We start from the raw sequence: 25,096 nt of genomic DNA, 5'->3' as shown, positions 1-25,096 counted from the left end.
CGGGTTTACCCGCGAAGAGGCCGGCCCGGCCACGCCAATGGCCGGGCCTTACCCTTCAATCAGACCAACACGCCCTGGCTACGCAGGTAATCGTCGTAGGTGCCGCTGAAGTCCACCACACCATCAGCCGACAGCTCGATGATGCGCGTGGCCAGCGACGACACGAACTCACGGTCGTGGCTGACGAACAGCAGGGTGCCCGGGTAGTTTTCCAGCGCCAGGTTCAGCGCTTCGATCGATTCCATGTCCAGGTGGTTGGTCGGTTCGTCCATCACCAGCACGTTCGGCTTTTGCAAGATCAGCTTGCCGAACAGCATGCGGCCTTGCTCACCACCAGAGATCACCTTCACCGACTTGAGGATCTCGTCGTTGGAGAACAGCATGCGCCCGAGGGTGCCGCGGATCACCTGCTCGCCGGAGGTCCACTGGCCCATCCAGTCGAACAGGGTCATGTCGTCTTCGAAGTCGTGGGCGTGGTCCTGGGCGTAGTAGCCCACTTCGGCGCTGTCGGTCCACTTCACCGAGCCCGCATCCGGGGTCATCTCGCCGACCAAGGTGCGCAGCAAGGTGGTCTTGCCAATACCGTTGGGGCCGATGATCGCTACGCGCTCGCCCGCTTCGACGGTTATGTCGAAGTTTTTGAACAGCACCTTGTCATCGAAAGCTTTTGCCATCTTCTCGACGACCACAGCCTGGCGGTGCAGTTTTTTGTTTTGCTCGAAGCGAATGAACGGGCTGACACGGCTGGATGGCTTGACCTCGGCCAGCTGGATCTTGTCGATCTGCTTGGCACGCGAAGTCGCCTGCTTGGCCTTCGAGGCGTTGGCCGAGAAGCGGCTGACGAAGGTTTGCAGTTCGGCGATCTGGGCTTTTTTCTTGGCGTTGTCCGACAGCAGTTGCTCGCGCGACTGGGTGGCCGCGGTCATGTACTCGTCATAGTTGCCCGGGAACAGGCGCAACTCGCCGTAATCCAGGTCGGCCATGTGGGTGCAGACGCTGTTGAGGAAGTGCCGGTCGTGGGAAATGATGATCATGGTGCTGTTACGCGCCGTGAGGATCGTTTCCAGCCAGCGAATGGTGTTGATGTCCAGGTGGTTGGTGGGTTCGTCGAGCAGCAGCACGTCCGGGTCCGAGAACAGTGCCTGGGCCAGCAGCACGCGCAGCTTCCAGCCTGGTGCCACTTCGCTCATCGGGCCGAAGTGCTGTTCCAGCGGAATACCCAGGCCCAGCAGCAGTTCACCGGCACGGGATTCGGCGGTGTAGCCGTCCATTTCGGCGAATTCGGTTTCCAGCTCGGCGACGGCCATGCCGTCTTCTTCGGTCATTTCTGGCAGCGAGTAGATGCGGTCGCGCTCGGCCTTGACCTTCCATAGCTGGCCGTGACCCATGATCACCGTGTCGATTACGGTGAATTCCTCGTAGGCGAACTGGTCCTGGCGCAGTTTACCCAGGCGGGTGTTCGGCTCGAGCATGACCTGGCCACCGGACGGTTCCAGGTCGCCGCCGAGGATTTTCATGAAGGTCGACTTGCCGCAACCGTTGGCACCGATCAGGCCGTAGCGGTTGCCGTTGTTGAATTTGACGGAAACGTTTTCGAACAGCGGCTTGGAGCCGAACTGCATGGTGATGTTAGCGGTGGAGATCAAAGGGCTTACCTATCAGTAACTTACGACGCTGGGCTTTCAGCTGATACCGATTTGATACCAATCTTGAGTTTTTCCAGCTCGCTCCAGTTGGAGCTTGAGTTAAGCCAACGGGCATGCGTCGACAGCAGCATCTGCACGCTGTGACCCAGCTGTTGGGCGATAAATGCGGGGTTGAGGCCGGACATTACGCACATTGTCGCATAGGTATGACGGCAGTTGTATGGGGTCGACGCCTGATCCCCAATTCATTCAGCACCGGTACCCACTGTTTTTGCAGACCGGAGGTCTGTTTCACGTACTCGGAGTTCTTGGAAGGCGGGAGCAGGAACGGTGTTTCGGTCACCACTCCCTTCCTATCCCTGCGGCGGTCCGCGTAATGCCCGGCGAACTGGATCGCGTGCAAAGCCCGTCTTCCTTGTCGAACCACATCATGCGGCTGGCGCTGCAGGGGGCCAGCACTTTGGCTGCGGCGCTCACGGCATCAGCTTCTTTGGCACCTGGACGGTATCTCCGGGCGTGACCGATTCACACCCAAAGCGCCAGCAGTGCCGCTGCCAGTGCAGGGGGCGTCACCAGCAGCCCCAGGCGCAAAAAGTGCCAGGCGCTGACATGCTCCCCTTCGCGACGGATCGCCACCAGCCACAAAAGGGTGGCCAGGGATCCGGTAATCGACAGGTTCGGCCCTAGGTCGACGCCGATTAGCAGCGCAGCGGTCGCCTGCTGCGGCAGCGCCACTAGCGAACCCATGGACCCGGCTATCAGCCCAGTCGGCAAGTTGTTCATCAGGTTGCTGGCGATGGCCACGCCTACGCCGCCCACCCAACTGGCCCTGATCGGCGACTCTGCTGCCAGGGTGGCCAGCGCCTGGGCAAGCCGCACGATCAGGCCGGTTTGGGCGACAGCTTCTACCAGTATGAACAAGCCCGCCACCAGCGGTAGCACGCCCCACGCCACATGGCGCAGTACCGGCATCGGGCTGCGCCGTTGGCGTAAGTGGATCAGCGCTGTGGTCGCCACGCCGGCACAGAACGTCGGTAGGCCGAGTGCCCGGTCCAGCGCGGAGGCCCCCAGCAGCAAAGTAGCGGTGAGCGCGATGCCCACTGCGCATAGGCGGGCGCCTGGAGACAGCGGCTGGGTATCCACATTCAGCGTCAGCGGTTTGCGGAGCTGCCGGCGCTGGGTCAGGCGCAGCACTAGAAAGGTCAGCGCGATCGCCACAAGCGATGGCAGGCTGAACTGCCGCAGCCAGTCCAGTAGCGGGGGCATCTGGCTGCCGAAGACTACCAGGTTGGCTGGGTTGGAAATCGGCAGCACGAAACTGGCGGCGTTGGCGATGAAGGCACAGATGAACAGGTAGGGCAAAGGCTCGGCCTTGGCAGCCTTGCACGCTGCATATACCGCAGGGGTCAGCACAACCGCTGTTGCATCGTTGGACAGGAATACGGTGACCAGCGTGCCCACCAGAAATACCAGGTCGAACAGCCGTTGCCCCGAACCCCGGGCGTGGCGGACCGCGTAGCGGGCTAGCCAGTCGAACAGCCCCTCCTGGCGTGCAAGCTCGGCCAGCACCATCATGCCTACCAGGAAGAGGTACACGTCGCCACCTTCGGCCACTGCCGCTAGAGCGCTGCGCGGTGTGATCAGGCCTAGGCCAATCAGTAGCAGCGCACCGCCCATGGCCCAGACGTATTCCGGTATCCGCCATGGGCGCAGGATGACTCCGCAGGTCGCCAAAGCGGCTAGCAGCCAGATAATCGAAGCGTTTTCGCTGAGAGGCATGAGGCGTTCAGGTTCCGGCAGGGGTCGGCAGGGGCGATGGTGTGACGCGGGGGTGAGTCTCGGGCAGCGCCATCAGCACGAGTACGAATGCGACCGAGGCAATGCCGGCCAAGGTCAAGAATGCAGCATCGTAGCCGGCTACTTGAACAACCAACCCTGCAATCCCAGGGCTGAGCGCAGCGCCCAGCCCGAACACCGCCGCCAGCGCGCCGAGGCTGACATTGAAGCGCCCGGTGCCTTCGGTCAAGTCCTTGACCACGATCGGGAACAACGCACCGAAGATGCCCGCGCCGATTCCGTCGAGTAATTGCACGCCAACCAGCCAGAATGGATTGTCGGACGCCACGTACAGGGCTCCGCGCAGCGGCAAGATGAAAAAGCCGGCCAGAAGGAACGGCCTGCGCCCCCAAGTCTCGGCCTTTGCACCTACCAGCAGCGCCATCGGCACCATCACCAACTGCGCTGCGACGATGCAGGCGGATGTGAGCGGGGTGGCCAAGCGCAGGTCGACTTGCGACAGCTTCTGGCTCACCAGCGGCAGCATCGCCGCGTTGGCCAAGTGGAACAAGGCGCAGCACACAGCGAACACCAAGAGCGTGCGGTTGTGCACAAGGACCTTGAGCTGGGCAAGGTTGTGATCATGACCCGGACCATGGGCAAGGCCGCGAGCCAACTGGTGGTCGATGGCCGCTGCCGGCACACGCCCCATCGCCACGATACTGGCTACGGTCATAACCGCCATGAGATAGAACACCACCGCCGGGCCGAACAGGTACGCCAAGCCACCGGCCAGCAATGCTGAGCAGGCATTGCCCGCGTGGTTGAAAGTCTCGTTGCGGCCCACCCTACGAGTGAAGGCCTTGGGGCCGGCGATGCCTAGCGAGATAGCGGCAATCGCCGGCGCGAACAGCGAACCTGCTAGGGCACCGACCGTCTGGGTTAAGGCCACCCCGCCGAACGACGAAATCCACGGCAGCAGCAGGCAGCTGCCAGTCACCAGTACGGCGGCGATTACCACCACCGCGTGCTTGGCCGTCGTGCGGTCGATCAAGGCTCCAGCCGGCGTTTGCGCCACCAGTGCAGCGATGCCTGCCAGGCTCATCACCAGGCCAATGCTTGCCGGCTGCCACTGGTGCACGGCAAGCAGGTAGATGGCGAGGTAGGGCCCGAGGCCGTCGCGCACATCAGCCAAAAAGAAGTTCAGCCAGTCGAGGGCGCGGTCGTGTGAGGCGGGACGACTTGAGTGTTCCAAGAATGCAGTCTCTGAAAAGCCAGGGGGGCGCGATCGGCAGCTACCGCACCGATGCTGGTGGTTGGGGAATGGAAGGGGCGTAAGCGGGTTCGCGATGAGCCCGGGGTTCATCCTAAGCATGAGGCACAGGGTTGTGGCGGATGTCGTACTGACGGCATTCACGGATATTCAGCGCCTTTAGCGCCGATTTGAATTGACGGATTGTAACACTTGGCTCGGTGTTCGGCGGCAGGCGTGATCAAGCCTGGCGGCGCCGCCTTCGCCGGTGAGGCGTGCACTGGTGGCAATTTGATTTCATTTGGGCTATTGGTTGTGATTCCAGACCAGTGAGTTGAATTCCCGATGGACCGCGAGCCAACAAATCAGGAAGTCGCAGCAGTTGTCGGAATTGAAGAGAGCCAGGTTGAAAAGTACCGGCAGGACGCTTTGTTGCTGGGCGACGGGTCCTGGCTTGTCAACTTTTCCTACGACATGCCGCGAGAGCTGCGGCACAGCTTCACCGGAAGCTTCACGGCGGTCGTCGCCTGCGTTGCGTCTGATGTAGACGCTCGCTCAGTCGACTGAGGTGCTCATCGGTGCGCCTGGCCGGGGAGGCGTTCCCCCGCCATTGCCAGATGCGCCATGGTGGCAATTGGATTTTGAATAGGGTATTACGGGTGGCCGGCAGGAAGCCGGATCAAAAGGAATTTGAAATGCACTACACCGCCATAGGGCCGTTCGAGATCACACTCAATCCGGAATCTCGTCCCGGTCGATCGGTAGCCGTATTCGTCAACCGATTTGAGATGTCCCTATGAAACCCAACCCGCCAATCGATAACGTATTACGCGTCGCGTTGGTTACAGGGTCCACTTCCGGTATTGGCGCAGCCATTGCACGCGTGCTAAGCCAGGCAGGCTATGCGGTGGTGCTTCATTCGCGAAGTTCTGCGGAGACGGGACGCGCTATGGTTGCCGAAATGAAGCAGGCTGTTTACGTGCAAGCTGATCTGGCATTCGAAGCTGACAGGGTCAGGCTTATTAACGAGGCGATCGCCGCGTGGGGGCAGCTCGACGTATTGGTCAATAACGCCGGTATTAGCAAAGTTATTCCGCACCGCGACCTTGGCTCGGCCAACTCGACGGTGTGGCGCGAACTTAACGAGGTTAATGTCGTGGCGCCGTTCCACCTGGTCGCATTGGCCGAGTCGGCACTGCGCGATGCCGCCCGTTACCGTCGAGCAGGTTGCGTAGTGAACATCAGTTCGCATGCTGGTATCCGTCCTAAGGGGGCATCGATTCCTTATGCGGTAAGCAAAGCTGCGCTGAATCACATGACCCGCTTGCTCGCGGTATCGTTGGGGCCAGAAATTCGCGTAAACGCTGTGGCGCCTGGCTTGGTCGACACGCCTCTGACCGCAGGGTGGACAGAAGCGCAAGAAATGTGGCGAACTCGCGCACCTATGCGCAGGGCGGCTAGCCCAGACGACATCGCAAAAGCTGTGGTAATGCTGGTCGAGTCGGACTACTTGACGGGCGAGATACTCCTTTCAGACGGCGGGTTGAATCTGACCTAGGCCTTCTCGTTTTTTACGATCGACCCGTTCCGCAAGCGGCATGGCGTCTTTGTGTTTTCAACCCATAGCTGCCCTTCGTCCATCTGAGACCCTGAAGTTTTTGGTAAGGCGCTCTTTTAATGTGTACTGTATTTATGTACAGTTATTTTTTATGGGAGAAAGCCATGCTTAAGGGTAGCTGCTGCTGCGGAGCGGTGAGGTTCTTGGTGTCGAGTGCTCCAACAATGATGGGAACATGTCATTGCTCTCGTTGCAGAAAGGTCGGAGCAAGTACCTTCGTGTTTGTAAAGCGCTCATCGTTCGAGCTGATTTCCGGCGCAGATTCCATCACCACTTTCACGCCTGAAGCACCTTATAAGTACAACCGTTGCTTCTGTTCGCAGTGCGGAACAGCATTGGGCGAGGTGACATCAACCGCTGATTCGTTTCCCGTGGCTGCGAACTGCATCGATGGGGCATTGACAATCACCAATCTCTTCCATGAGTTCGTCAAGGAAAAGCCAAGCTGGTACGACATCTGCGACAGCGCGCAGCAGTTTCCAGAACATCCACACCAATAACCGGCGCCCCCGACCAAGGCTTGAACGTGGCAATTCAATCTAATCTAACCTATTGGCGGCGACTGGCTCTCGATCATCAAGGCCTAGGTTCGAGCAAGGTATTTGGCCATGGTCTTGAGGGCACGCTCCGCGCGATAGAGCATTTAGGTTATGTGCAAATCGACACGTTGTCTGTCGTTGAGAGAGCGCATCATCACATCCTATGGAGTCGCGTGCCCGGGTATTCCTTGGACGCTCTCAACCAGCTGACATGTGCTGGGCGGGTTTTTGAGTATTGGTTTCACGCTGCCGCTTACCTGCCGATTCGAGACTACCGTTTTGCATTGCCGCGCATGCTGTATTTTCGGCGTGGTGAGAGTCCCTATTTCAGGAATGTCAGCGCCAAGTTGATGGCGGAAATCCTGGATCGGGTGCGAGGTGAAGGCATGCTGCGCACACGCGACCTCAAAGAGCGGGGCAAAGGTCAGGGCTCATGGTGGGACCACGGGCCTGGCCGGCGCGCGCTGGACAAGTTGTTCATGCAGGGCGATTTGTATGAAAGGGTGAACATTTCCCATGAAACGGCACGGGACACGGAGCGCCGACTGTTGCACGTAATGACCGAAGCGCGTGTCCGGTTCTTCCCCGGCACGTACACGTTCCTGGAGTTTCCTCTGTCATCGTTTTCTAGTGCCGCACGCCCGGATGCACTGGCGCTGGTACGAGATGACAAGGTATGGAGTCAACTAGTCCCCTGTGCGGACGTCGAGCAAGAGCTGTTTGGTGTCTTCAGATTCCATTTTCCGGAAGGCGCCGATAACAGCGGGTTCGTTGGCTGGCTGGCAATGCGCCTGAAGCAGCGGTTTGGGACCGGGGTTTTTGTTACGTGTGGCCAAAATCGAGATGAGGGCGGGATCTTTGATTATTGGGGCGTCCCGGCGAGCCTAGCTTCAGATGTCTTCGCAGAGATCCAGGCGTTGGTAGATGGCCAAGTGGACGTGGAGGGGGAGTTTTCCTGTAGCTAAAAAACCGGTGCGTCCGGCGTTGTGGGCGGAGGAGGAATCGGCATGATGGGCGATCCCTCCTCCTGAAACCCATGGCGTTAATTAGGCTTGTACCGCGCTGACCCCGCCAGTGAGCATGGATTTTTTGCGCACCGCTTGATAGAGAAGGCTGGACACCATGAAGCCCGCAATGGCCAGCATGCTCATCAGGGTGAACACATAGTTGTAGCCCTGTTGACCTGGGAAGTGGTCGAGGATCGCGCCATAGATGACGTAGGCAAACATGCCGGGTGCATAGCCGATCAGGCAACCAATGCCGAAGGCCGAGCCAGTGATGTGCTGGGGAATGCCGACTTCGCCCATGGGTGCCCAAAACACGCCGCGCATCGAGAACACAATCAGGGCGAAGGAGAGGGTGGCTGCCATCCCTGCATAGATGAAGCCCGGGCTTTTAGGAATCAGCATGATCACGCCCATCAGCGGCAATAACGCAAGAAATGCCCACTTTAGGTAACGGCTGGTACTCTTGAACTGCTTGTCGGCAATGAAACCGCCGGCAGGCCCGCCGAGGATTTTCAGGAAATATTGGTTGATGATGCCGTAGGCGCCTACCAACGCCACGGGCAAGCCATACATTTCCTTGAGGTAGGGAATGAAATAGGTCAGGCCGCAGTAGACGATGTAGACCATGAACACGTTGAGACTGACCAACCAGATACCGGGTACCTTGATCGCCTCCATCAGGTTCGCCAGACCGTTTTTCGGCTTGGCGGCCGATTGCGCTTTACCGCCCTTGAGCAGCACCCAGGTCAGGGCGCCCGCCAGAATATCGATGACCGAGTAGAACAGGATCGCCGATTTCAGGCCGGTTTCCCCCGAGCCCATGGCGACGAACACGCCCAGTGCGGAAAAGGCCACCAGCGTATCAACCACGCCACGCCCGCCTTCCAGCAGGCCGAACAACCGGCCTTGTTCCTGATCGTCACCCAAGTTACGGATGGCTTTGAGCAGCGACGGCCAAAACAGGCAGTCGGCGCAGATGGCTAACAGACTGAACACGATCAGCAAGCTGCTGAAGGGCGGAAAGGTTGCCAAGTACAACCCAAGACTTCCGGTCCCGATCAGGCCGAGAGGGATCAGCTTGCCCGTGTCGTAGCGATCAGCGAGCAGGCCGCCAAGCACAAACAGTGCAGTCGCGATGATCGCGTTGGCACTCAACAGTATGCCGATTTCAGTGTGGCTCAGGCCCATGAATTCCTGCATGGGGACATAGAAGGCGTCCTTGAGGTTCGCCAACTTGTAAATGGTGCCGCCACCGAGGATGAGAATTAGGAATCTGAGCCATTTGGCCTTGTTTTGAGTTGTCATTATTGTTCTCCGGGCGTAATCGGGTCGTCAGGTTCAGGCGTTGGAAGGGGTGGCCAGGGTCAGTTCTGCCAAGGTGCGCAGTTCGCCCAGCAAGCGTCGGACATAGGCCACCTGATTGTTCGCCCAGCGGTGTTCGTCGGCCAGCATGCGTTCGAGCGAGTAGCCTTTGGGGAGCGGTGTTTCGCTCATCTCCCGGTAAGCAATGAATGGATCGGCCGCTTCAAGGCTCTGGCGGAAGGCCGGGGCTATGTAGTGATTTTCCTGCTCAAGAATGAACGCGATCACCTGTGGGGTCGCTTCGCCCAGCATCAACAGTTCGAACAGCATGCGGGCGCTGGGCAGATCGTCTTCGTCGCTGCCTTGCAATACGCCGTAATGGCCGAAGCCGTTTTGTTCGGGGACGATGCGCACGCCCTTGAGGTGAACCTGGCGGATGTGCGGCGCCAGGTTGTGCAGGGCCTGCAGGGGCTGTTCGCAGGCATTGATCATGTTGCCGAAGTCGAACAAAGCATGCAGGCGAGGGTGGTTGAGTCGGCTGAGCAATTGCGCGATTTCGCAGCTCTTGAGTTCTTCGTGTTGCTCGAAGTCAAAGTACAGATCGTTAGCGTCGGCCTGTTGTGCGAGGTAGTGCAGGTCGGTCTCAATCACGTCCATCACCCGCGACAGCGTGCCCTCGTAACGTGAGTAAACACGGATGTTGCGCACCCCCAGGGCCTTGGCGATGGCGATCACTTGGTCGACATCCTTTTTCAGCGTGCTGCTGATTTCCAAGTGCACATCCAGCCCCAGCGACTTGGCCTTGCTGGCAAACGCCTGAAGCTGCTCTGGCGACATTTGGCTCAGGCTGTTTTCCTCGCCGTCGAGCAGGTGCAGGCTCAGGCCTTGCAGCTCGTGGCGATAGGCGAAGTCCAGCAGGTCGGCGGGGGTGACTCGACCGTGGGTGAGGTTGGTCAGTAGCGGGTAGGCGTGGGCAAACAGGCGCAATTGCCCGAGGCGCTCAAGCAACCGCTGGGCCAGTGCCTCCGTCAGCACGGGAGCAGCCCCGTGTTCGACCACCTTATGGCTCAGCAAGGCGTTGAATCGTTCCTGGATCTTATTGTTCATTAGCATCGTTCCTGGTTCAGACACCGGGTCTACCGGCGCAGCCTTTATCGCGCCAGTCAGGAACGCTCGATAGATCCATTATCAATTAATTGATAAGGCCACTTGCCTCGCATCAAGTGGTCGGTGAAAGATAACCCAGCGTGCGCAAGGCCTGGGCCAGCGCCTCGACACGCTCGCGCGCCTGTTTTTCAGGCGTGCCGGCAAAGCCTATCAACAGGGCAGGCGGCAGGTCGTGCTTGATGCGATAGTCGCTCAAGGCGTAGGTGTGAATATGGTGTTGGGCCAGTTGCCGGGCGATCTCGGTGTCACTGAGTTCGGGGGGGAGCCAGGCGATCAGGTGCATGCCAGCGTCCGTCGGAGTGATCCTGAAAAAGCTGCCGATCTGCTTTTCAAGTTGTTCGATCAATGCCTGCTGGCGCGCCTTGTACAGTGCACGCATGCGGCGGATGTGCCCCAGGAAGTGGCCTTCGCTCATGAAGTCCGCCGTGGTGGCCTGAAGCAGTGTGGGCGGGCTGCGATCCATGACCGCGCGCAGGGTGCAAAAGGGCTCGACCAGCGCCTGCGGCAAAATCACGTAACCCAGCCTTAGTGACGGAAAGAGCACTTTGCTGAACGTGCCGACGTAGATCACCCGGGCCATCTGGTCCAAGGCATACAGTGCTGGGAGAAGTCGACCACTGTAGCGAAACTCGCTGTCGCAATCGTCCTCGATGATCCAGCTCTGATGCTGCGTAGCCCAGTCGATGAGTGCCTGGCGCCGCACATAACTCAGGGTGACACCCAAAGGATGCTGGCGCGAAGGCGTACAAAATACCAGGCGCGCATCAGGGCACTCGGTAAGGCCTTGTTGCACATCGATCCCCTGTTCATCAACGCGCAGCGGAATTATCTGGGCCCCCTGGGCTTGCAACGCAATGCGCGCGGCGATGTGCCCAGGGTCTTCCATCCAGACACTGTCCTGCGGATTGAGCAGTAGCATGCCCAGCAGGTTGAACGCTTGCTGTGCACCGGAAACGATCACCACTTGCTCGGCAGTGCAGTCGATACCTCGCGCATCGAAGACGTATTCGGCAATCGCTGTGCGAAACGCCTGCAAGCCTTGTAACTCGCCATAACCCAGAATCGCCTTGGTTGGCTTGAGCAAATGACGGTTCATCAGGCGCCGCCAGATGGCTTGCGGAAATCCTTCATAGGTGCTGTGACTAGGCAGGAAAGAGGTCGGCGTCGCAGGATCCCAGTCGGCATACGACACCCCGCGAAAATGATCGCTGCGCAGCGACAGCATCGACTGGCTCAGTTCGGACAGCCGCGGTGGCTGACGCGGTGGCTCGTCCTCGCTACTCCGGCTTTCCCACTCAGTACCGACGTACGTACCTGCACCCGTGCGCGAGGCCAGGAAACCTTCGGCAATCAACTGATCGAAAGCATTGAGAATGGTGATCCGCGACAGCCCCAATTCAATGCTCAAGGTCCGGGTCGATGGCAGGCGCACGCCCCCCTGAATTCTGCCGTTGAGTATCTGTTTACGAATCTGCAGATACAGCTGACGGTACAGGGGTATGACACTGGCACGGTCCAGTTCAATAGCCGACAGCAGCAAACCTGTGGGGGATTTCATGACATGCTCGTCTGGGTGAAATGGGACTTGACCTGGAAACCGTCAGGCGACGGGGAGGTTAGGGTAGCGAGCGATACCCGATAAGTCATCCGTGCGGCGTTGATGTCTGGCGCAAGGGCGGCCCAAGTCATCCACGGCCTGGGCCTGCCGTGCAACCAGGATCAGCGCTTAGCTCACCAGCACTTCGTCCAGTGCCTGCTCAAGGGTACTGACCGTGCGCTCGATATTGTGCAGTTTTTCGAGCCCGAACAGCCCGATGCGGAAGGTCTGGAAGTCGGCCGGCTCGTCACATTGCAACGGCACCCCGGCGGCTATCTGTAGGCCGTGCTCGGCAAATTTCTTGCCGTTCTTGATGTCGGCATCATCGGTGTAGCTCACCACTACGCCAGGGGCCTGAAAGCCTTCTGCGGCTACGCTTTTGATGCCTTTGCCGGTCAACATTGCGCGCACCCTGACGCCCAGCGCCTGTTGCTCGCTGCGGACCTTGTCGAAGCCGTAGGCTTGCATCTCGTTCATCACTTCGTTGAACCGCGCAAGCGAATCACTGGGCATGGTCGCATGGTAGGCATAGCCGCCCTGTTCGTAGGCTTGCATGATCTGAAGCCACTTTTTAAGGTCGCAGGCAAAGCTGCTGCTCTGCGTCTGCTCGATGCGCTCAAGGGCCAGGGCGCTGAACATCACCAGAGCGCAGCAAGGGGAGGCGCTCCAGCCTTTCTGCGGTGCGCTGATCAAAAGGTCGACTGCGCACGTGTGCATGTCAACCCAAAGCGTGCCTGAGGCGATGCAGTCCAGCACGAACAGGCCACCCACCGCATGCACGGCGTCGCCGACGGCCCGCAGGTAGTCGTCGGGCAGGATGATCCCTGATGAGGTTTCAACATGGGGGGCGAAGACAATTTGCGGTTTGTGCGCTTGAATGGCTGCCAGCACTTCGCCCAGCGGAGGTGGCGCGTAGGCAGCCTGGCGACCCGCGTCGACCGGCCGGGCTTTCAGCACCGCGGTGGCCGCTGGGATGTTGCCCATGTCAAGGATCTGGCTCCAGCGATAGCTGAACCAACCGTTGCGTATCACCAGGCATTGCTGGCCGGTGGCGAACTGGCGCGCTACCGATTCCATGCCGAATGTACCGCTGCCCGGGACTATCGCCACAGCCTGGGCGTTGTAGACCTGCTTCAGGGTCGCGGAAATGTTCTTCATCACGCCTTGAAATGTCTGCGACATGTGGTTGAGCGAGCGGTCGGTGTAGACCACCGAGTACTCGACCAGCCCCTCAGGATCGACACTGGGATATAGCTTTGACATGGAATGACTCCTTTGGCAGAGATCTCAGTGGTATGGACCCTGCCTTAAGCCTTGGCAAATGACAAGATTGGGCGGGGCTGATTGCGGCTTCTGTCGACGGCAGATACCCACCCCAAAACCGTCGGCCAGGCGGTCATGGCGGTTCGCCTTGCGAGGGCTATCGTTGCTTGTCTGGGCAACCACCATCGAGCGAGGCTAGCGCCATGAACACCCGTGACTTACTCGAACAGCTGCTGCGGGCCGGGCAGGGGGCGCACGCGCAACAAGGCAGCGGCGGCGGGGCCTCGCAAGACAGCTTGGGTGGCTTGCTCGGAGGGTTGCTAGGCGGCGGTAGTACAACGGGTGGCGGTGGCCTGGGTGGTTTACTGGGCGGCTTGTTGGGTGCGGGTAGCAGCAGCGCTGGCGGCACTGCCGGGGGGCGCTCTGCAGGGGGCATCAATTACGCGGCGCTGGCGTCGTTGGGCATGATGGCGTTCCAGGCCTATCAAAGCTGGCAGCGCAGCCAGGCGGCGGCCCCGCAACAGGCGGTGCGTACTGTCGATCAATTGTCTGGCCCCGAAGCCGAGGGCCATAGCCATGCAATCTTGCGCGCGCTGATTGCCGCCGCCAAAGCTGATGGTCGCATCGACAAGCAAGAAGAACAGTTGATCTACGCTGAAATCAAACGTCAGACCAGCGACCCGCAACTGCAGCAGTGGTTGGATGAAGAGGTCAGTAAGCCGCTCGATGCTGCCGAGGTGGCATTGTCGGCCAAGGACCGCGCCATGGCCGCGGAAATGTACCTGGCCAGCGTGATGCTGGTGGATGAGCAACAGGACGCAGAGCGGGCCTACCTTGACCAGCTGGCCAGTGCACTGCAAATCGAGCCGACACTGCAGGTGCACCTGGAACAGCAGGCCAAAAGAGCCGTCTGACGGGCTGAGATGCGCGCAGGATACTGGCCCGAACCAAACGTAGGGTCGGCACCTTTAGTCGTAGCAAGTTCTAACTGATGTGGCGATGTGGATTGGACTCGCGACTAAGCACTCAGGGCGCGCTTCAACACTTCGTAGATTTTTGCGTCTTCAGATTGAGCAACGTTGAAACGGAGGAACCCCCCCGCAGTCCTGGACTGGCTAAAGGCATTTCCGGGTGCTAGCACTACACCTTCATTCAAACACGCCCTAGCCAGCGTTGCTGCATCCTTACCTTGAGGGAGTTGGCACCAGACGTACATGCCTGCCTGGGGCATCATCCAGGGCTCGATTCCAATGGCCTGAAGCCTCGCTACTGTTCTGTCCATTGCCTCGGCTAACCGGAGACGAATGCTTTCCATGTGTTTTCGGTACCCACTATCGGTAATCGCTTGATGGATGATGTCTGCGGCCAAGCGGCCACCGCCGAAGGTGGTCGCAATTTTGAGGTCGACCAGGCCCTCGATCCATTCCCGCCGAGCAGCGATGTAACCGCATCGAATTGAAGCGGAAATGGTCTTGGAAAAGCTGCCTATCTGGATGACATGAGAGAGACCATCGAAAGCGGACAGCCGTGGGGCCGGAGTACTCTCGAAATCCCCGAAGATGTCGTCCTCGACAATTACCAGGCCAGAGGCGTCGGCTAGCTTTAGCAGCCGGTGCGCTGTGACCGGAGACAGGGTGGCCCCGGTTGGGTTGTGGATGCCTGAATTGGTTATGTACAACCGGGGAGAGTGGTTGAGCAAGGCAGCGCCAAATGCATCGATGTCTGGGCCCGTCTCCGTGTACGGTACTCCTACAATCTTCACCCTATGGGCTTTCAGTAGTGCGTGAAAATTGAAATAGCAGGGGTCGTCGACCAGCACGGTGTCTCCTGGCTCTAACAGGAAACGGCAAATCAGGTCAATGGCGTGAGTGCCGGACTCAGTGAGCATGATCTGCTCCAGAGGGGCATCGATCCCGATGCCTGCCAGTCGTCGCGACAAGAATTGCCGGAGGGGCGGATGCCCCCACGGTGAAGCGTACTCAGCCAGTTCCAACGTGTCAGAACGGGCAGCGACTCGAAGCGCTTTACGCATGCCGGCTTCGTACATCCACGCTGCAGGTAACCAGCCGCAGCCTGGTTTCAATGCATCGCTGGACGTTTCAAGAGACTGGCGCGAGATCCACAGCGGGTCGACGTCACGATCCAGTTTGGGGCCGAGCTCGGTGAGTACCAATGGCGCCACTGGCCCGGCTACGTAAAAGCCGGCGCCAGGGCGGGAGCTAAGGGCTCCCTCTGCCATCAACCGTTCATAGGCCTCAAGCACGGTAGAAACCGATACTTGCATGGTCTGAGCCATTGCGCGGACGGAAGGAATTCTCGCGCCAGGTGTGTAGGTTCGTGAGGCAATCCTGGACTGGATCTCACCCATGACCGCTCGAATTCGCGTTCCGTTGCGTTTCATTGCACGCTCGACTGTAGTGGATTTGTGTGCATAACAGTTCGGTTAAACTGTACTGGATTGTACCTAGCCTTGGTGAGCCTGTCAGTGATGTACTGAACCCCGGCTTATCGAGGGTTTACCAATGGAAAAATCAACAAGCGGGTGGATCAATGGCTTCATAGGCGTCGCCATTTTTGCGGGCTCGTTGCCGGCGACCCGTGTGGCAGTGGCGGCCTTCGAACCTACGTTTCTGACCTGTGCCAGAGCCACAATCGCTGCAATATTGGGTGCACTTTTTTTGATCGTACTGCGCCAGCCGCCACCTAAGCGTGGTGATTTGTCGTCATTGGCGGTAACAGCGCTTGGCGTTGTTATCGGCTTCCCGCTGCTCACGGCACTGGCCCTCCAGCACGTCACCTCTGCTCATTCCATTGTTTTTGTCGGGCTTCTGCCGCTCTGTACCGCAGGGTTTGCCGTTCTGCGCGGTGGTGAGCGACCCCGGCCTCTGTTCTGGTTGTTCTCGTTGACAGGGGCTGGGCTAGTCGTTGGCTATGCGTTGATGAGTGGAGCAGAGGCGTCGGCGGTGGGTGATCTGCTGATGATGGCTGCGGTGGTTGTGTGTGGGTTGGGTTATGCCGAAGGGGCGCGTCTCTCGCGAACATTGGGTGGTTGGCAAGTGATCAGTTGGGCATTGCTTGTAGCGTTGCCGTTAATGCTGCTGTTGACTATCGCTAATCTTCCAGCGCCCGGTGCCTTTGCCAAGGTAAGCGCCCCAGCGTGGTTCAGCTTCGGTTACGTTTCACTGTTCAGCATGCTGATTGGGTTTGTGTTTTGGTACCGCGGGCTCGTCCAGGGTGGCATTGCAGCGGTGGGCCAACTGCAACTCTTTCAGCCGTTCATGGGGCTTGGGCTTGCAGCGTTGCTTTTGCACGAGCAAGTCAGCTGGATGATGCTTGTCGTGACGCTGGGCGCTGTCATTTGTGTTGCCGGGGCCAAGAAATACGCCCAGTAGAGCAAGGGCCAGGACCCCGTGATCACGTGGCACTGTAAATAGGCGCGAAGCAGCAAAAAAATGGAGCTTTTGGTCGTGGCCGGTGGTCAAGCTAGTTGGATAGGCTTAATCCTAACTAAGGGGGGCTTATCCGTTCTGCTTGCACATCATCAACCGGCGGTGGAGGGGGCTGTATGCGAATGCGAGGCAACGTGTACTGGACGTGGGCAGACCCCACACTTCACCACCAAACCCATGAAGAAACCCTGCACGACGGCACCCACATTGATGTTCAGGTCCGCCTTTCGCGCACCGGCAGCACTCAGCTTTTCCTTGGCGTTTACGCTCGGTCGGGTATGGCATTGTATGAAGAGGCGTTCGGCTCCCGGCCCAGCGAATCAATGTACCGGGCGCTGGCTTGGGGTGTTGGCCGAGCGCGTCGTATTGCTGGCGATCTGTGCGCAGTGGACCGCAACGCGTTTTCGTAAGCGGTGATGCGCTAACGAACCTGCCGCTTCACTGAAGCGCTTCCACCAGTTCGGCGCCTTGGTTGCGCACATTCCCCACGGCCGCGCTCACCCGGTACCATTCAAAGGCGTCTGCTGGCTCACCCAAGTTGAGCAGCAGTTGCTCGGCATACTCGCTCGTTATCCCAGCCGCGATCCACTCACAGGCCAGTTCTGGCGATAGCACGACAGGCCGACGGTCGTGCACATCGACCATGCCGCCTTGGGCGTCAGCCGTGATGATCACGAAGCCGTCGTGCGGGTTACCGGCGAACTGGCCAATCGATGCGCACAGGGCAGGGCGCCCGTCACGTCGGCGAATGTAATAAGGCTGTTTTTTAGGCCCGCCTTCATCGACCCATTCGTACCAACCGTCAATGGGCGTTATCGCGCGGTGCGGCCAGATCGCTCGGAAGAAGGGGCCGTGCGCAACTTTTTCGACCCTGGCGTTGATCGGTGCCGCACGGTCGGTCGCCCAATGTGGTCGCCACCCCCACCGCACCAGGTCCGCCCGCGGGCCTGCCTCATCCACGCTAAGCACCGCTACTGGCGTGGTTGGCGCGACGTTGTATCGGCCTAACGGTTGGTCGCCGACATTGTTGTTCCAGGCCTCGGGCAAGCTCAGGGTTTCAACGAACTCGCGTATACCCCGGTATTGGCTCAACCTGCCGCACATACATCACCCCCTTTTCAAGCAGGTAAGCATAGTGCGCCCAGCACTGTTGGTGCAGCTGCCTTGTTGAAATGGGAATTGCTGTGGTCCTGAGCATTGATCAACGCGGAGAGCGCAAACATGACTCAAGATGACCGCTATTACATGGTCTTTGTGGTGGTTGCTGTGCTGGTCCTGGATTTGGCGGCAACTTTAGTATTTCTGAAGGCCATTGCTTGACCCCTATTCTGGGCTAAGCCGCACCCAGTACCGGGTTTTTTTGCAGCTTACAAGGCGAGGCGGCAGCGATCTGATCGGCACATGAAGCCTCCCCGGCATGCCCTCGCCACAGCCGATATAGCAAACCAGCATATGGCCACGCTGACATTGAGCAGTAACATATGCCAACAGAACCAAAAAATGGACATGCGACTTAGCAGCACTTTCCTACCTTCTCCAGGGGGCAGCAGGAGCGTGTCGCGTGAAGAGCTCAAGTTCGTTAGCAGGCGCAATGCTATTGTCCGCTTTTACCTCGCTGTTCGTGGCAGGCTGCGCACAAAACCCCGATGTGCGTGACGGCCACGATTATACCTCTGGCACCACGGCAAAAAGCCCGCCGGCTTACTTGGGGTGTGTGCAAGGTGAACTTCAAGGTCATGTGAAAACGTACCAGGTCGATGGCGATAACTCTGTCACACTGTTCCTTGACAGCACCGACCCCAACAAGGCGGGTGGCTTGGTCGTGATGCGGAGCACAGGCACCGAGCATCCGTTCACGGCGTATCAACGTGATGCCTGGTACGACCATGGCAGGCTGCTGGATGCCGCGCTGATGTGTTCCAAAGCATGATCAATTAACCCACCCACACAATAAGCCCGCCCTCGACAGCGGGCTTTTTGCAATTGTGGGCGCCAGCCGCAATAATCCGCCTATTTGAGCGGAGAGAGCCCCGGGTGGAAGCAAGAAGCGTTGTCGCCGAAATGTTCATTGGCATTCCTACGCATTTTTGGGTGTTGCCAGTTGCTGGCCTGATTGCCTGGTTCGGCCTGAAATGGGCCGACCAATCCTCTGGCCGTGCCGCCATGCTCCGGGCGGTGACCTACCTGCTGCTTGTCGCCCTGGCTGTGTTGCCTAGCGGTTTCTATGCCCTGTTCCCACCTGCACCCGACATGCCCGAGTTGCTGTTGAATCGCGAACCGCTGCCCAGCTATGAAGGCCGCTTCTACCTGGATGCGTTCTATGTGTTCAGCGGTTGGGCGCTGAGTAAAGTGGCCAAGCTCAAGTTCAGCTGAGCGATGCAGGGTCAGGTCATTAATACGGATGCCAATAACTTGATTGCCGACGCGCGGTGATGCCCGGCATGGTGGGCGAGCACTATGTCGCGGCAGTACTTTGGATCATTGGTCAGGATGTGAGCGTTTGGCGACTGCTGCAGCAGTGAAGGCCATTGTGGTACCAACGAAACACCTTGCCCTTGCGACACGAGCAGGCTGATGGCCTCAAGCGCGTCCAGGTCGCACGTCACACAGGGGGCCAGGCTCAGGTCATCCAGATAGCGTTGGGTTATCAGCCCTCCCCAAGACCTGGCGGCATAGCGGATATAGGGCCCGGTGGCCAGCATGCTGTGCGCCTCGTCCTGGGTGACTGCGGCAGGCGCCAACAGGCACAGCGGTTCGCTGCGCAGTGTGACCATCCTCAACGATTTTTCTGTTTTGAAAGGTGGCGCCACCAAAATTGCCGCATCCAGTTCCTGATTGACCAGCTTGTCATAAAGAAGCTTTGAGTCACCGGGTGTGATGGTGAGTTTTAGACCTGGCGCGGAGGACGATAGTTGTTCCAGTGCCGCCGGTACAAGGCCGGTGAGCGCGGTTGATATAGCCCCGATGCGCAGTTCCCCGATCAACGTGTCGGCGTTCAGGTCGTTGCTGAGTTGATGGGCGTGTTCGACGATGCAACGTATCCGGGGAATCACTGCCAGCAGCTTTTCGGAGGGTTTTATCGAGTGGGCATCTCTATTGAAAAGCGTGCACCCCAAGTGTTTCTCCATTTTTCGAATGCGCAAACTTACTGCAGTGGCTGAGATGTTTGCTTTTTTTGCTGCGCCAGCAATAGAGCCACAATCAACAACGGATATGAGGCTCTCCAGGTTTTGAATGTCCATAACGAATGCTTATGCTCAGGCCAAGTGTTGGTTGGTGTACATGAGTGCGAGGCAGTGGGAGTATAGTGGCTCCGTTATCGGAGTACAGCTATGTTGACCCCCTTTCATGTTGCTTATCATGTCAGAAATTTAAATGAGGCGATAAAGTTCTATAAAGAAGTGCTTGGTTGTGTCGAGGGCCGCAGCACCGATACTTGGGTAGATTTTGACTTCTTTGGTCACCAAATATCTCTGCATGTGGGCGAGCCCTTTGAGACCCGCCGAACGGGTAAGGTTGGCGCACACCTGGTGCTGATGCCTCACCTCGGGGTGATATTACCCTTGGATCGTTGGCGGGCCTTGGCTGAGCGCCTTGAAACCGCGGGGGTGCAGTTTGAGATTCCGCCGGTTGTGCGTTTCGAGGGCGAACCCGGCGAGCAGTGGACGATGTTTTTTCTGGACCCAAGTGGTAACCCGCTTGAAATCAAAGGTTTCAAAGATTCCCGTGCTATTTTTGCCGCCGCGCGCGCCTTATAACAACAAGAGTAAAATTCGTGAAGATAAAAATAAATTTAATCACGCAGATTGCAATCGGTTTGGTCGTGGGTGTAAGTGTTGGGTTGCTGTTAAATCACTTTCCAGATTACAAGGCCTGGTGGATTGATCAGGTGCTCCAGCCGGCGGGCGATGCGTTTATCAAGCTGATGAAAATGATCATCGTGCCCTTGGTGTTTTCTTGTATGGTAGTGGGTATAGCCGGCTCTGGCAGGCGCTCCCTGGGTCGGGTGGGAACAAAGAGTCTTGTCTATTTCTTTGCGGTAACCGGGGTCGCGATCGTTTTTGGCTTGCTGGTCGGTAACGTACTGCAGCCCGGGACTGGCGCGCACTTCTCTGTTCCGTCGGCGGGTGAGGTTGCCCCACTTGTGCAAAACAGTTCGTCGGGGCTTGGCAAGGTACTGCTGGGCATTATTCCTGATAACGTCGTTGCCGCAATGGCAGAAGCGAAGCTGTTGTCAGTACTGTTCTTCGCCATCTTGTTCGGGGTGGCATTGTCTACGCTGGAGGAACCCAAACGGCGGCCTTTGGTCGCTGTGCTGCAGGCGGTAGTGGATACGATGTTCAAGATCACTCATATGGTCATGGCCTATTCACCGGTCGGAATCTTCGCCCTGATAGCGGTTACGGTGTCGACGTTCGGGGTCGATTCGCTACTGCCGTTGGCGAAGTTAATAGGCATTACGTATGTAGCCGTATTGTTCTTTGCGATTGTGGTGTTGGGCCTGGTGGCTAGGGTTGTTGGCGAGAATATCTTTGAAATTATCAGGGCCTTCAAGGATGAACTGATACTGGCCTTCAGTAGCGCAAGCTCTGCCACCGTCATGCCACAATTAATGGCGAAGAGCGAAGCACGGGGTGTGCCCCGTGCTATCACGTCTCTAGTGATTCCGTTGGGTTACTCATTCAACTTGGATGGCGCCTCGCTGTTTGCCGGCCTAGGTACACTGTTTATCGCCCAGGCTTACAATATCGAATTGGCTCTGGCAGACCAAGTGATGCTGGTATTCATCATGGTGTTGACATCCAAAGGCGCTGCCGGAGTGCCCGGTTTCATGTTTGTCATTCTCACCGCAACCCTGACCGCGGCCGGGTTGCCACTGGAAGGCGTGGCCCTGATTGCCGGGGTATACCGATTGATGGACATGCCGGTTACGGCACTGAACGTACTGGGCAACGCGCTAGCGCCAATCGTGGTTGCGAAATGGGAAAGCCGATCGAGTTCATTACAGCCTGATTCGGGCGTTCATACCGTGTAATGTTCGGCGACCAAATAATTCCCCGACAACACCTGTTTAGCCGCCCGTCGCGAGGTACTTGGAACGAGAATTGCTGCCCTTAGGATACTTACGCATTTGGGGGAAACGGCAATGCTTCCGGAAGATCAGTACCTCATGCTCCTCTTCGCCGCCGCCGTGTTGGCCCTTGATGTGGCAGCTATTGTGCTTTATCGGGGGGCCAAACCCTAACCCACGTTGGGGGGCTTTCGCCCAGTGGCAACAGGCAAAGCGGTGGTGGCACCCGCTTTGCCCCCTGTCGAGGCAGCAGGGTCAGTGCGTGCTCACTGCAGCAAGACCTTGGTTGGTTAGTGTCGGGCTTTAAACTTCGCTAAAATGCTGCGTATCCTTAATGGCCAATTGCAAATGCCTATTTTTCGTATCGCTCTTGCTTCGTTGTTGGTGGCCAGCCTTGCCGGCTGTGCGACACCTGGTAAACCCACTGCCAGCAAATTGACCGATAAAAAGCCCGAGCAGTATGCAGCTTGCGTACTGCCCAAGTGGCAAGCGTTAGCGCCACTCGCCACGCAAAAGTCGATCGCCCACGGTTACCGGCTGACAGCACCGAGTGCGGTGGCCTCCGATGATGTGCTAGACGTAGTCGAGTATCACGACGGCAGCCGTGCAACCTTCTACAAAGGCAGCTTCCTGTCAGGCGATAAACTGCGCCAGGCGGCCCGGGAGTGCCTGGAGTGAATCAGTAGCCCGAACCGCTGGAACCGCCCATGCTGGGTGCCGGCTGGCGGGCCTTGCGTTGCGCCGCGCTCCACTCGGCGCAGGTCATGAAGGCCGTCTTGTCCACCTTGCCAGCGCCGTCGAAGCTGACGCTGTAGGGTTGCCGTGCGCCGGCCTGGGTGAGCATGTAGTCGAAGCAGGTGCCGGGTACCACGATACGCTCGGACTCGGCATCGGGTTTTCCGCCAATCTGCATGACTTGGTCTTTGCTCATGCCGGTGTCGACTTTCGCCACCAGCGGCTGGTCATGGTACCGCGCAGCGTTAGAGGAGCAGGCAGTAAGTGCGGTCAGTGCGCCGATCAGCGTGTAACGGGCGAGGTTCATGGCAGTGCTCCGGTGGAGAACGCTGATGAGGGCAGGCTTCTACAGTGATCAGCCCATATCACTGCGTTTATTCAGCTGTTCGCATTGCAGCTGCGCATCCGTGCGGCTGGGATAGCTGGGCTTTAGCCGTTCCTTCGCTTGGTTGTCGTAAATGTCGAACCCCCCACAAACGGTGGCTGCGTAATAGCGGCTACCCACGCGGAACGACTCCTTTTCGATCGGCACAGCCGGAACGATAACGAATCTTGGCTGCATGTTTCGTGCCTCCCCAGGCAGAGACTTAAGTATTAGTCTGGCCGTGGATAAGCATCAAGGCGACTCATGAATAAAGCAGGGTTTGCTGAGCCATGGGCGGCCACTGCAGTGTCATCAAATGAAAACCCGCTGTCGTCCGATGCGAAGCACCCTGTACAGCAAGGGCATACAGTCCAATCACCCAGAACTGACGCCGCGCGTCCAGATCGATGATTGGAGAGACAAGCATGTCCAAAGTCGTACGTTTCTATCAAACCGGTGGCCCCGAGGTCCTGCGCTATGAGGACGCCGAAGTCGGCGAGCCTGGGCCGGGCCAGGTGCGTTTGCGCCAAGTGGCGGTGGGCCTGAACTATGCCGACACCTACTTCCGCAACGGTACCTACCCGATCCCGCTGCCCAACGGTATTGGCGTGGAAGCTGCTGGCGTAGTAGAGGCGGTAGGCGAGGGCGTGACCCAGGTGGCGGTCGGTGACCGGGTCACCTACACCGGTTTTCTCAATACCTTGGGCGCCTATTGCACCGAGCGCCTGATCCCCGCCGCAGCGCTGATCAAGTTGCCGGACACCATTGCTTTCGAAACCGCCGCCGCCATGACCATGCGCGGTCTGACTTCCGCTTACCTGCTTCGTCGGCTCTATGACTTCAAGCCTGGCGACAGCGTGCTGCTACATGCCGCCGCCGGTGGGGTTGGGCTGATCGTCGCGCAGTGGGCGCGGCTGCTTGGGCTGAACGTGATCGGCACCGTGTCCACCGAGGCCAAAGCCGAAGTGGCCCGCGCCCACGGCTGCCACCACGTCATCAACTACAGCGTCGAGGATGTGGCCGCGCGTGTGCGTGAGCTGACCGAGGGGGTGGGGGTCAACGTGGTGTTCGACAGCGTTGGCAAAAACACCTTCATGGGTTCGCTCGACTCGCTCAAGCGCCGTGGCCTGATGGTTTGTGTGGGCACGGCGTCGGGCACCATCCCGCCGTTCGACCCGCAGTTGCTGGCGATCAAAGGTTCGCTGCAGCTCACCCGCCCGGCCTTGGCCGACTTCATCGCCGACCCGGCAGAAAAGGCCGACCTGGCCGGCGAACTGTTCGACCACGTTAGCAGTGGCCGCATCCGCATCGAAATCAACCAGCACTACGCGCTGCAGGACGCCGTCCAGGCACACCGTGACCTGGAAGCCCGCAGGACCACTGGCTCGTCGATCTTCCTCATCTGAAGAGGGCAACAGCATGCACATCGAACAACTGACCTGCGCGATCGGTGCCGAGGTAAGTGGGGTCAACCTGGCCGACGCGATCCACGATGATGACCTGTTCGCCCAGCTGCGCGCGCAGTTGCTTCAGCACCGTGTGCTGTTCCTGCGCGATCAGCACTTCAGCCGCGCCGAGCACGTGGCCTTCGCCCGCCGCTTCGGCGACCTGGAGGACCACCCGGTGGCAGGTAGCGACCCGGAGCATCCGGGCCTGGTGCAGATCTACAAACGCCCCGAGCAGCCCAACGACCGCTATGAAAATGCGTGGCACACCGACGCTACCTGGCGCGAGGCGCCGCCCATGGGCTGCGTGCTGCGCTGCATCGAATGCCCACCGGTGGGCGGCGACACGATGTGGGCAAACATGGTGCTGGCCTATGAAAACCTGCCAAGCGATGTGAAGGCCAAGATCGAAGGCTTGCGCGCCCGCCACAGTATCGAGGCAAGCTTTGGCGCCGCCATGCCGCTGGAGAAGCGCCTGGCGCTGAAAGCGCAGTTCCCCGACGCCGAGCACCCGGTGGTGCGTACCCACCCGGAAACCGGCGAGCAGGTGCTGTTCGTCAACGCCTTCACCACCCATTTCAGCAATTACCACACCCCACAGCGGGTGCGTTTCGGCCAGGACGCCAACCCCGGCGCCAGCGACCTGCTGCGCTACCTGATCAGCCAGGCTTACCTGCCCGAGTATCAGGTGCGTTGGCGCTGGAAGCCCAACAGTGTGGCGATCTGGGACAACCGCAGCACCCAGCACTACGCCGTCATGGACTACCCACCGTGCCACCGCAAGATGGAGCGCGCCGGGATCAAGGGCAGCCCTACGTTCTAAGCCTGCCGTCATCGGCGGCACCCGCACAATAACAATAGCGAG

General features: G+C 58.9%; 26 protein-coding genes and 2 pseudogenes. 14 read left to right on the top strand and 14 right to left on the bottom strand.

The window, feature by feature from the left end; genetic code table 11:
* Positions 1–59: 59 nt before the first annotated feature.
* The 5 genes and pseudogenes from DV532_RS13150 to DV532_RS31070 form a co-directional block, all read right to left on the bottom strand.
* Positions 60–1,646 carry an ABC-F family ATPase gene (locus DV532_RS13150; protein ID WP_056803969.1) on the bottom strand — a complete coding sequence of 529 codons (1,587 nt, stop codon included), beginning with the start codon at positions 1,644–1,646 and terminating at the stop codon, positions 60–62.
* A 20-nt stretch (positions 1,647–1,666) separates the two neighbouring features.
* Positions 1,667–2,055 (bottom strand): annotated as a pseudogene (locus DV532_RS13145) (site-specific integrase); the annotation flags it as partial.
* 116 nt (positions 2,056–2,171) lie between these two features.
* Positions 2,172–3,425 carry an arsenic transporter gene (locus DV532_RS13135; RefSeq protein ID WP_056803977.1) on the bottom strand — a complete coding sequence of 418 codons (1,254 nt, stop codon included), beginning with the start codon at positions 3,423–3,425 and terminating at the stop codon, positions 2,172–2,174.
* A 7-nt stretch (positions 3,426–3,432) separates the two neighbouring features.
* Entirely contained in the window at positions 3,433–4,677 is a 1,245-nt protein-coding gene (locus DV532_RS13130; RefSeq protein WP_056803980.1) for an MFS transporter, read from the bottom strand.
* A gap of 81 nt (positions 4,678–4,758) precedes the next feature.
* A pseudogene (locus DV532_RS31070) lies at positions 4,759–4,894 on the bottom strand (integrase); the annotation flags it as partial.
* 125 nt (positions 4,895–5,019) lie between these two features.
* Here DV532_RS31070 and DV532_RS13125 point away from each other — a divergent pair.
* The 4 genes from DV532_RS13125 to DV532_RS30920 all read left to right on the top strand — a co-directional run bounded on the left by DV532_RS13125 (position 5,020) and on the right by DV532_RS30920 (position 7,796).
* Entirely contained in the window at positions 5,020–5,241 is a 222-nt protein-coding gene (locus tag DV532_RS13125) for a hypothetical protein (RefSeq protein ID WP_056803982.1), read from the top strand.
* A 229-nt stretch (positions 5,242–5,470) separates the two neighbouring features.
* Positions 5,471–6,232, top strand: a complete 762-nt coding sequence (locus DV532_RS13120; RefSeq protein WP_082477092.1) for an SDR family NAD(P)-dependent oxidoreductase — start codon at positions 5,471–5,473, stop codon at positions 6,230–6,232.
* A 119-nt stretch (positions 6,233–6,351) separates the two neighbouring features.
* A complete protein-coding gene (locus DV532_RS13115; protein WP_306109953.1) occupies positions 6,352–6,792 on the top strand; it encodes a GFA family protein in 441 nt (146 codons plus the stop codon).
* A gap of 26 nt (positions 6,793–6,818) precedes the next feature.
* Positions 6,819–7,796, top strand: coding sequence for a DUF6196 family protein (locus DV532_RS30920; RefSeq protein WP_236707545.1), 978 nt, complete (start codon positions 6,819–6,821; stop codon positions 7,794–7,796).
* A gap of 81 nt (positions 7,797–7,877) precedes the next feature.
* Here the strand turns inward: DV532_RS30920 and DV532_RS13105 are convergent, their stop codons facing one another.
* From DV532_RS13105 to DV532_RS13090, 4 genes are all read right to left on the bottom strand, one after another.
* Positions 7,878–9,143, bottom strand: a complete 1,266-nt coding sequence (locus tag DV532_RS13105; protein ID WP_056803987.1) for an MFS transporter — start codon at positions 9,141–9,143, stop codon at positions 7,878–7,880.
* A 33-nt stretch (positions 9,144–9,176) separates the two neighbouring features.
* On the bottom strand, positions 9,177–10,247 hold the full coding sequence (locus DV532_RS13100) for a sugar phosphate isomerase/epimerase (RefSeq protein ID WP_056803990.1): 1,071 nt from the start codon (positions 10,245–10,247) through the stop codon (positions 9,177–9,179).
* 112 nt (positions 10,248–10,359) lie between these two features.
* Positions 10,360–11,865, bottom strand: a complete 1,506-nt coding sequence (locus DV532_RS13095; RefSeq protein WP_056803993.1) for a PLP-dependent aminotransferase family protein — start codon at positions 11,863–11,865, stop codon at positions 10,360–10,362.
* Between the two features lie 168 nt (positions 11,866–12,033).
* Complete coding sequence (locus tag DV532_RS13090) at positions 12,034–13,167, bottom strand: aminotransferase class V-fold PLP-dependent enzyme (protein ID WP_056803996.1); 1,134 nt, start codon at positions 13,165–13,167, stop codon at positions 12,034–12,036.
* Positions 13,168–13,370: 203 nt separating this feature from the next.
* On the opposite strand from DV532_RS13090, the gene DV532_RS13085 reads away from it, so the two are divergent.
* Positions 13,371–14,081: a tellurite resistance TerB family protein gene (locus DV532_RS13085; protein WP_056803999.1), complete on the top strand. Its 711-nt coding sequence runs from the start codon at positions 13,371–13,373 to the stop codon at positions 14,079–14,081.
* A 104-nt stretch (positions 14,082–14,185) separates the two neighbouring features.
* Here DV532_RS13085 and DV532_RS13080 read toward each other — a convergent pair whose 3' ends face one another.
* Positions 14,186–15,568: a PLP-dependent aminotransferase family protein gene (locus DV532_RS13080; RefSeq protein WP_056804001.1), complete on the bottom strand. Its 1,383-nt coding sequence runs from the start codon at positions 15,566–15,568 to the stop codon at positions 14,186–14,188.
* 121 nt (positions 15,569–15,689) lie between these two features.
* On the opposite strand from DV532_RS13080, the gene DV532_RS13075 reads away from it, so the two are divergent.
* Both DV532_RS13075 and DV532_RS30915 read left to right on the top strand, forming a co-directional pair.
* On the top strand, positions 15,690–16,559 hold the full coding sequence (locus DV532_RS13075; protein ID WP_056804004.1) for a DMT family transporter: 870 nt from the start codon (positions 15,690–15,692) through the stop codon (positions 16,557–16,559).
* A gap of 173 nt (positions 16,560–16,732) precedes the next feature.
* A complete protein-coding gene (locus DV532_RS30915) occupies positions 16,733–17,026 on the top strand; it encodes a hypothetical protein (RefSeq protein ID WP_056804006.1) in 294 nt (97 codons plus the stop codon).
* 28 nt (positions 17,027–17,054) lie between these two features.
* Here the strand turns inward: DV532_RS30915 and DV532_RS13065 are convergent, their stop codons facing one another.
* On the bottom strand, positions 17,055–17,720 hold the full coding sequence (locus DV532_RS13065) for an SOS response-associated peptidase (protein WP_056804009.1): 666 nt from the start codon (positions 17,718–17,720) through the stop codon (positions 17,055–17,057).
* 457 nt (positions 17,721–18,177) lie between these two features.
* Here DV532_RS13065 and DV532_RS13060 point away from each other — a divergent pair, with 457 nt between their 5' ends.
* Both DV532_RS13060 and DV532_RS13055 read left to right on the top strand, forming a co-directional pair.
* The gene (locus DV532_RS13060) at positions 18,178–18,546 is read left to right on the top strand and encodes a hypothetical protein (RefSeq protein ID WP_056804012.1); all 369 of its coding nucleotides are present in this window, start codon (positions 18,178–18,180) and stop codon (positions 18,544–18,546) included.
* A 131-nt stretch (positions 18,547–18,677) separates the two neighbouring features.
* Positions 18,678–18,989: a hypothetical protein gene (locus tag DV532_RS13055; protein ID WP_056804014.1), complete on the top strand. Its 312-nt coding sequence runs from the start codon at positions 18,678–18,680 to the stop codon at positions 18,987–18,989.
* Between the two features lie 11 nt (positions 18,990–19,000).
* On the opposite strand, the gene DV532_RS13050 is transcribed toward DV532_RS13055, so the two are convergent.
* Positions 19,001–19,858 (bottom strand): LysR family transcriptional regulator, encoded by an 858-nt coding sequence (locus tag DV532_RS13050; protein ID WP_056804017.1) that lies wholly within the window; start codon positions 19,856–19,858, stop codon positions 19,001–19,003.
* A 90-nt stretch (positions 19,859–19,948) separates the two neighbouring features.
* Between DV532_RS13050 and DV532_RS13045 the strand changes: the two genes are divergently transcribed.
* The 3 genes from DV532_RS13045 to DV532_RS13035 all read left to right on the top strand — a co-directional run bounded on the left by DV532_RS13045 (position 19,949) and on the right by DV532_RS13035 (position 22,365).
* Positions 19,949–20,374, top strand: a complete 426-nt coding sequence (locus tag DV532_RS13045; protein WP_056804020.1) for a VOC family protein — start codon at positions 19,949–19,951, stop codon at positions 20,372–20,374.
* A gap of 17 nt (positions 20,375–20,391) precedes the next feature.
* Positions 20,392–21,651, top strand: a complete 1,260-nt coding sequence (locus DV532_RS13040; RefSeq protein WP_056804024.1) for a cation:dicarboxylate symporter family transporter — start codon at positions 20,392–20,394, stop codon at positions 21,649–21,651.
* 354 nt (positions 21,652–22,005) lie between these two features.
* Entirely contained in the window at positions 22,006–22,365 is a 360-nt protein-coding gene (locus tag DV532_RS13035; RefSeq protein WP_056804027.1) for a hypothetical protein, read from the top strand.
* A 1-nt stretch (position 22,366) separates the two neighbouring features.
* Here the strand turns inward: DV532_RS13035 and osmE are convergent, their stop codons facing one another.
* Together osmE and DV532_RS13025 are read right to left on the bottom strand one after the other, a co-directional pair.
* Positions 22,367–22,729 carry an osmotically-inducible lipoprotein OsmE gene (gene osmE, locus DV532_RS13030; RefSeq protein ID WP_056804030.1) on the bottom strand — a complete coding sequence of 121 codons (363 nt, stop codon included), beginning with the start codon at positions 22,727–22,729 and terminating at the stop codon, positions 22,367–22,369.
* 48 nt (positions 22,730–22,777) lie between these two features.
* Complete coding sequence (locus tag DV532_RS13025; protein ID WP_056804034.1) at positions 22,778–22,984, bottom strand: hypothetical protein; 207 nt, start codon at positions 22,982–22,984, stop codon at positions 22,778–22,780.
* A 227-nt stretch (positions 22,985–23,211) separates the two neighbouring features.
* Here DV532_RS13025 and DV532_RS13020 point away from each other — a divergent pair, with 227 nt between their 5' ends.
* Positions 23,212–24,192, top strand: a complete 981-nt coding sequence (locus DV532_RS13020; protein ID WP_056804037.1) for a quinone oxidoreductase — start codon at positions 23,212–23,214, stop codon at positions 24,190–24,192.
* A 13-nt stretch (positions 24,193–24,205) separates the two neighbouring features.
* Positions 24,206–25,054 carry a TauD/TfdA family dioxygenase gene (locus tag DV532_RS13015; RefSeq protein WP_056804040.1) on the top strand — a complete coding sequence of 283 codons (849 nt, stop codon included), beginning with the start codon at positions 24,206–24,208 and terminating at the stop codon, positions 25,052–25,054.
* The last annotated feature ends 42 nt before the right edge of the window (positions 25,055–25,096 follow it).

It is taken from the genome of Pseudomonas sp. Leaf58 (assembly GCF_003627215.1).
Classification (GTDB): domain Bacteria; phylum Pseudomonadota; class Gammaproteobacteria; order Pseudomonadales; family Pseudomonadaceae; genus Aquipseudomonas.
This window is presented reverse-complemented; position numbering and strand designations above follow the sequence as displayed.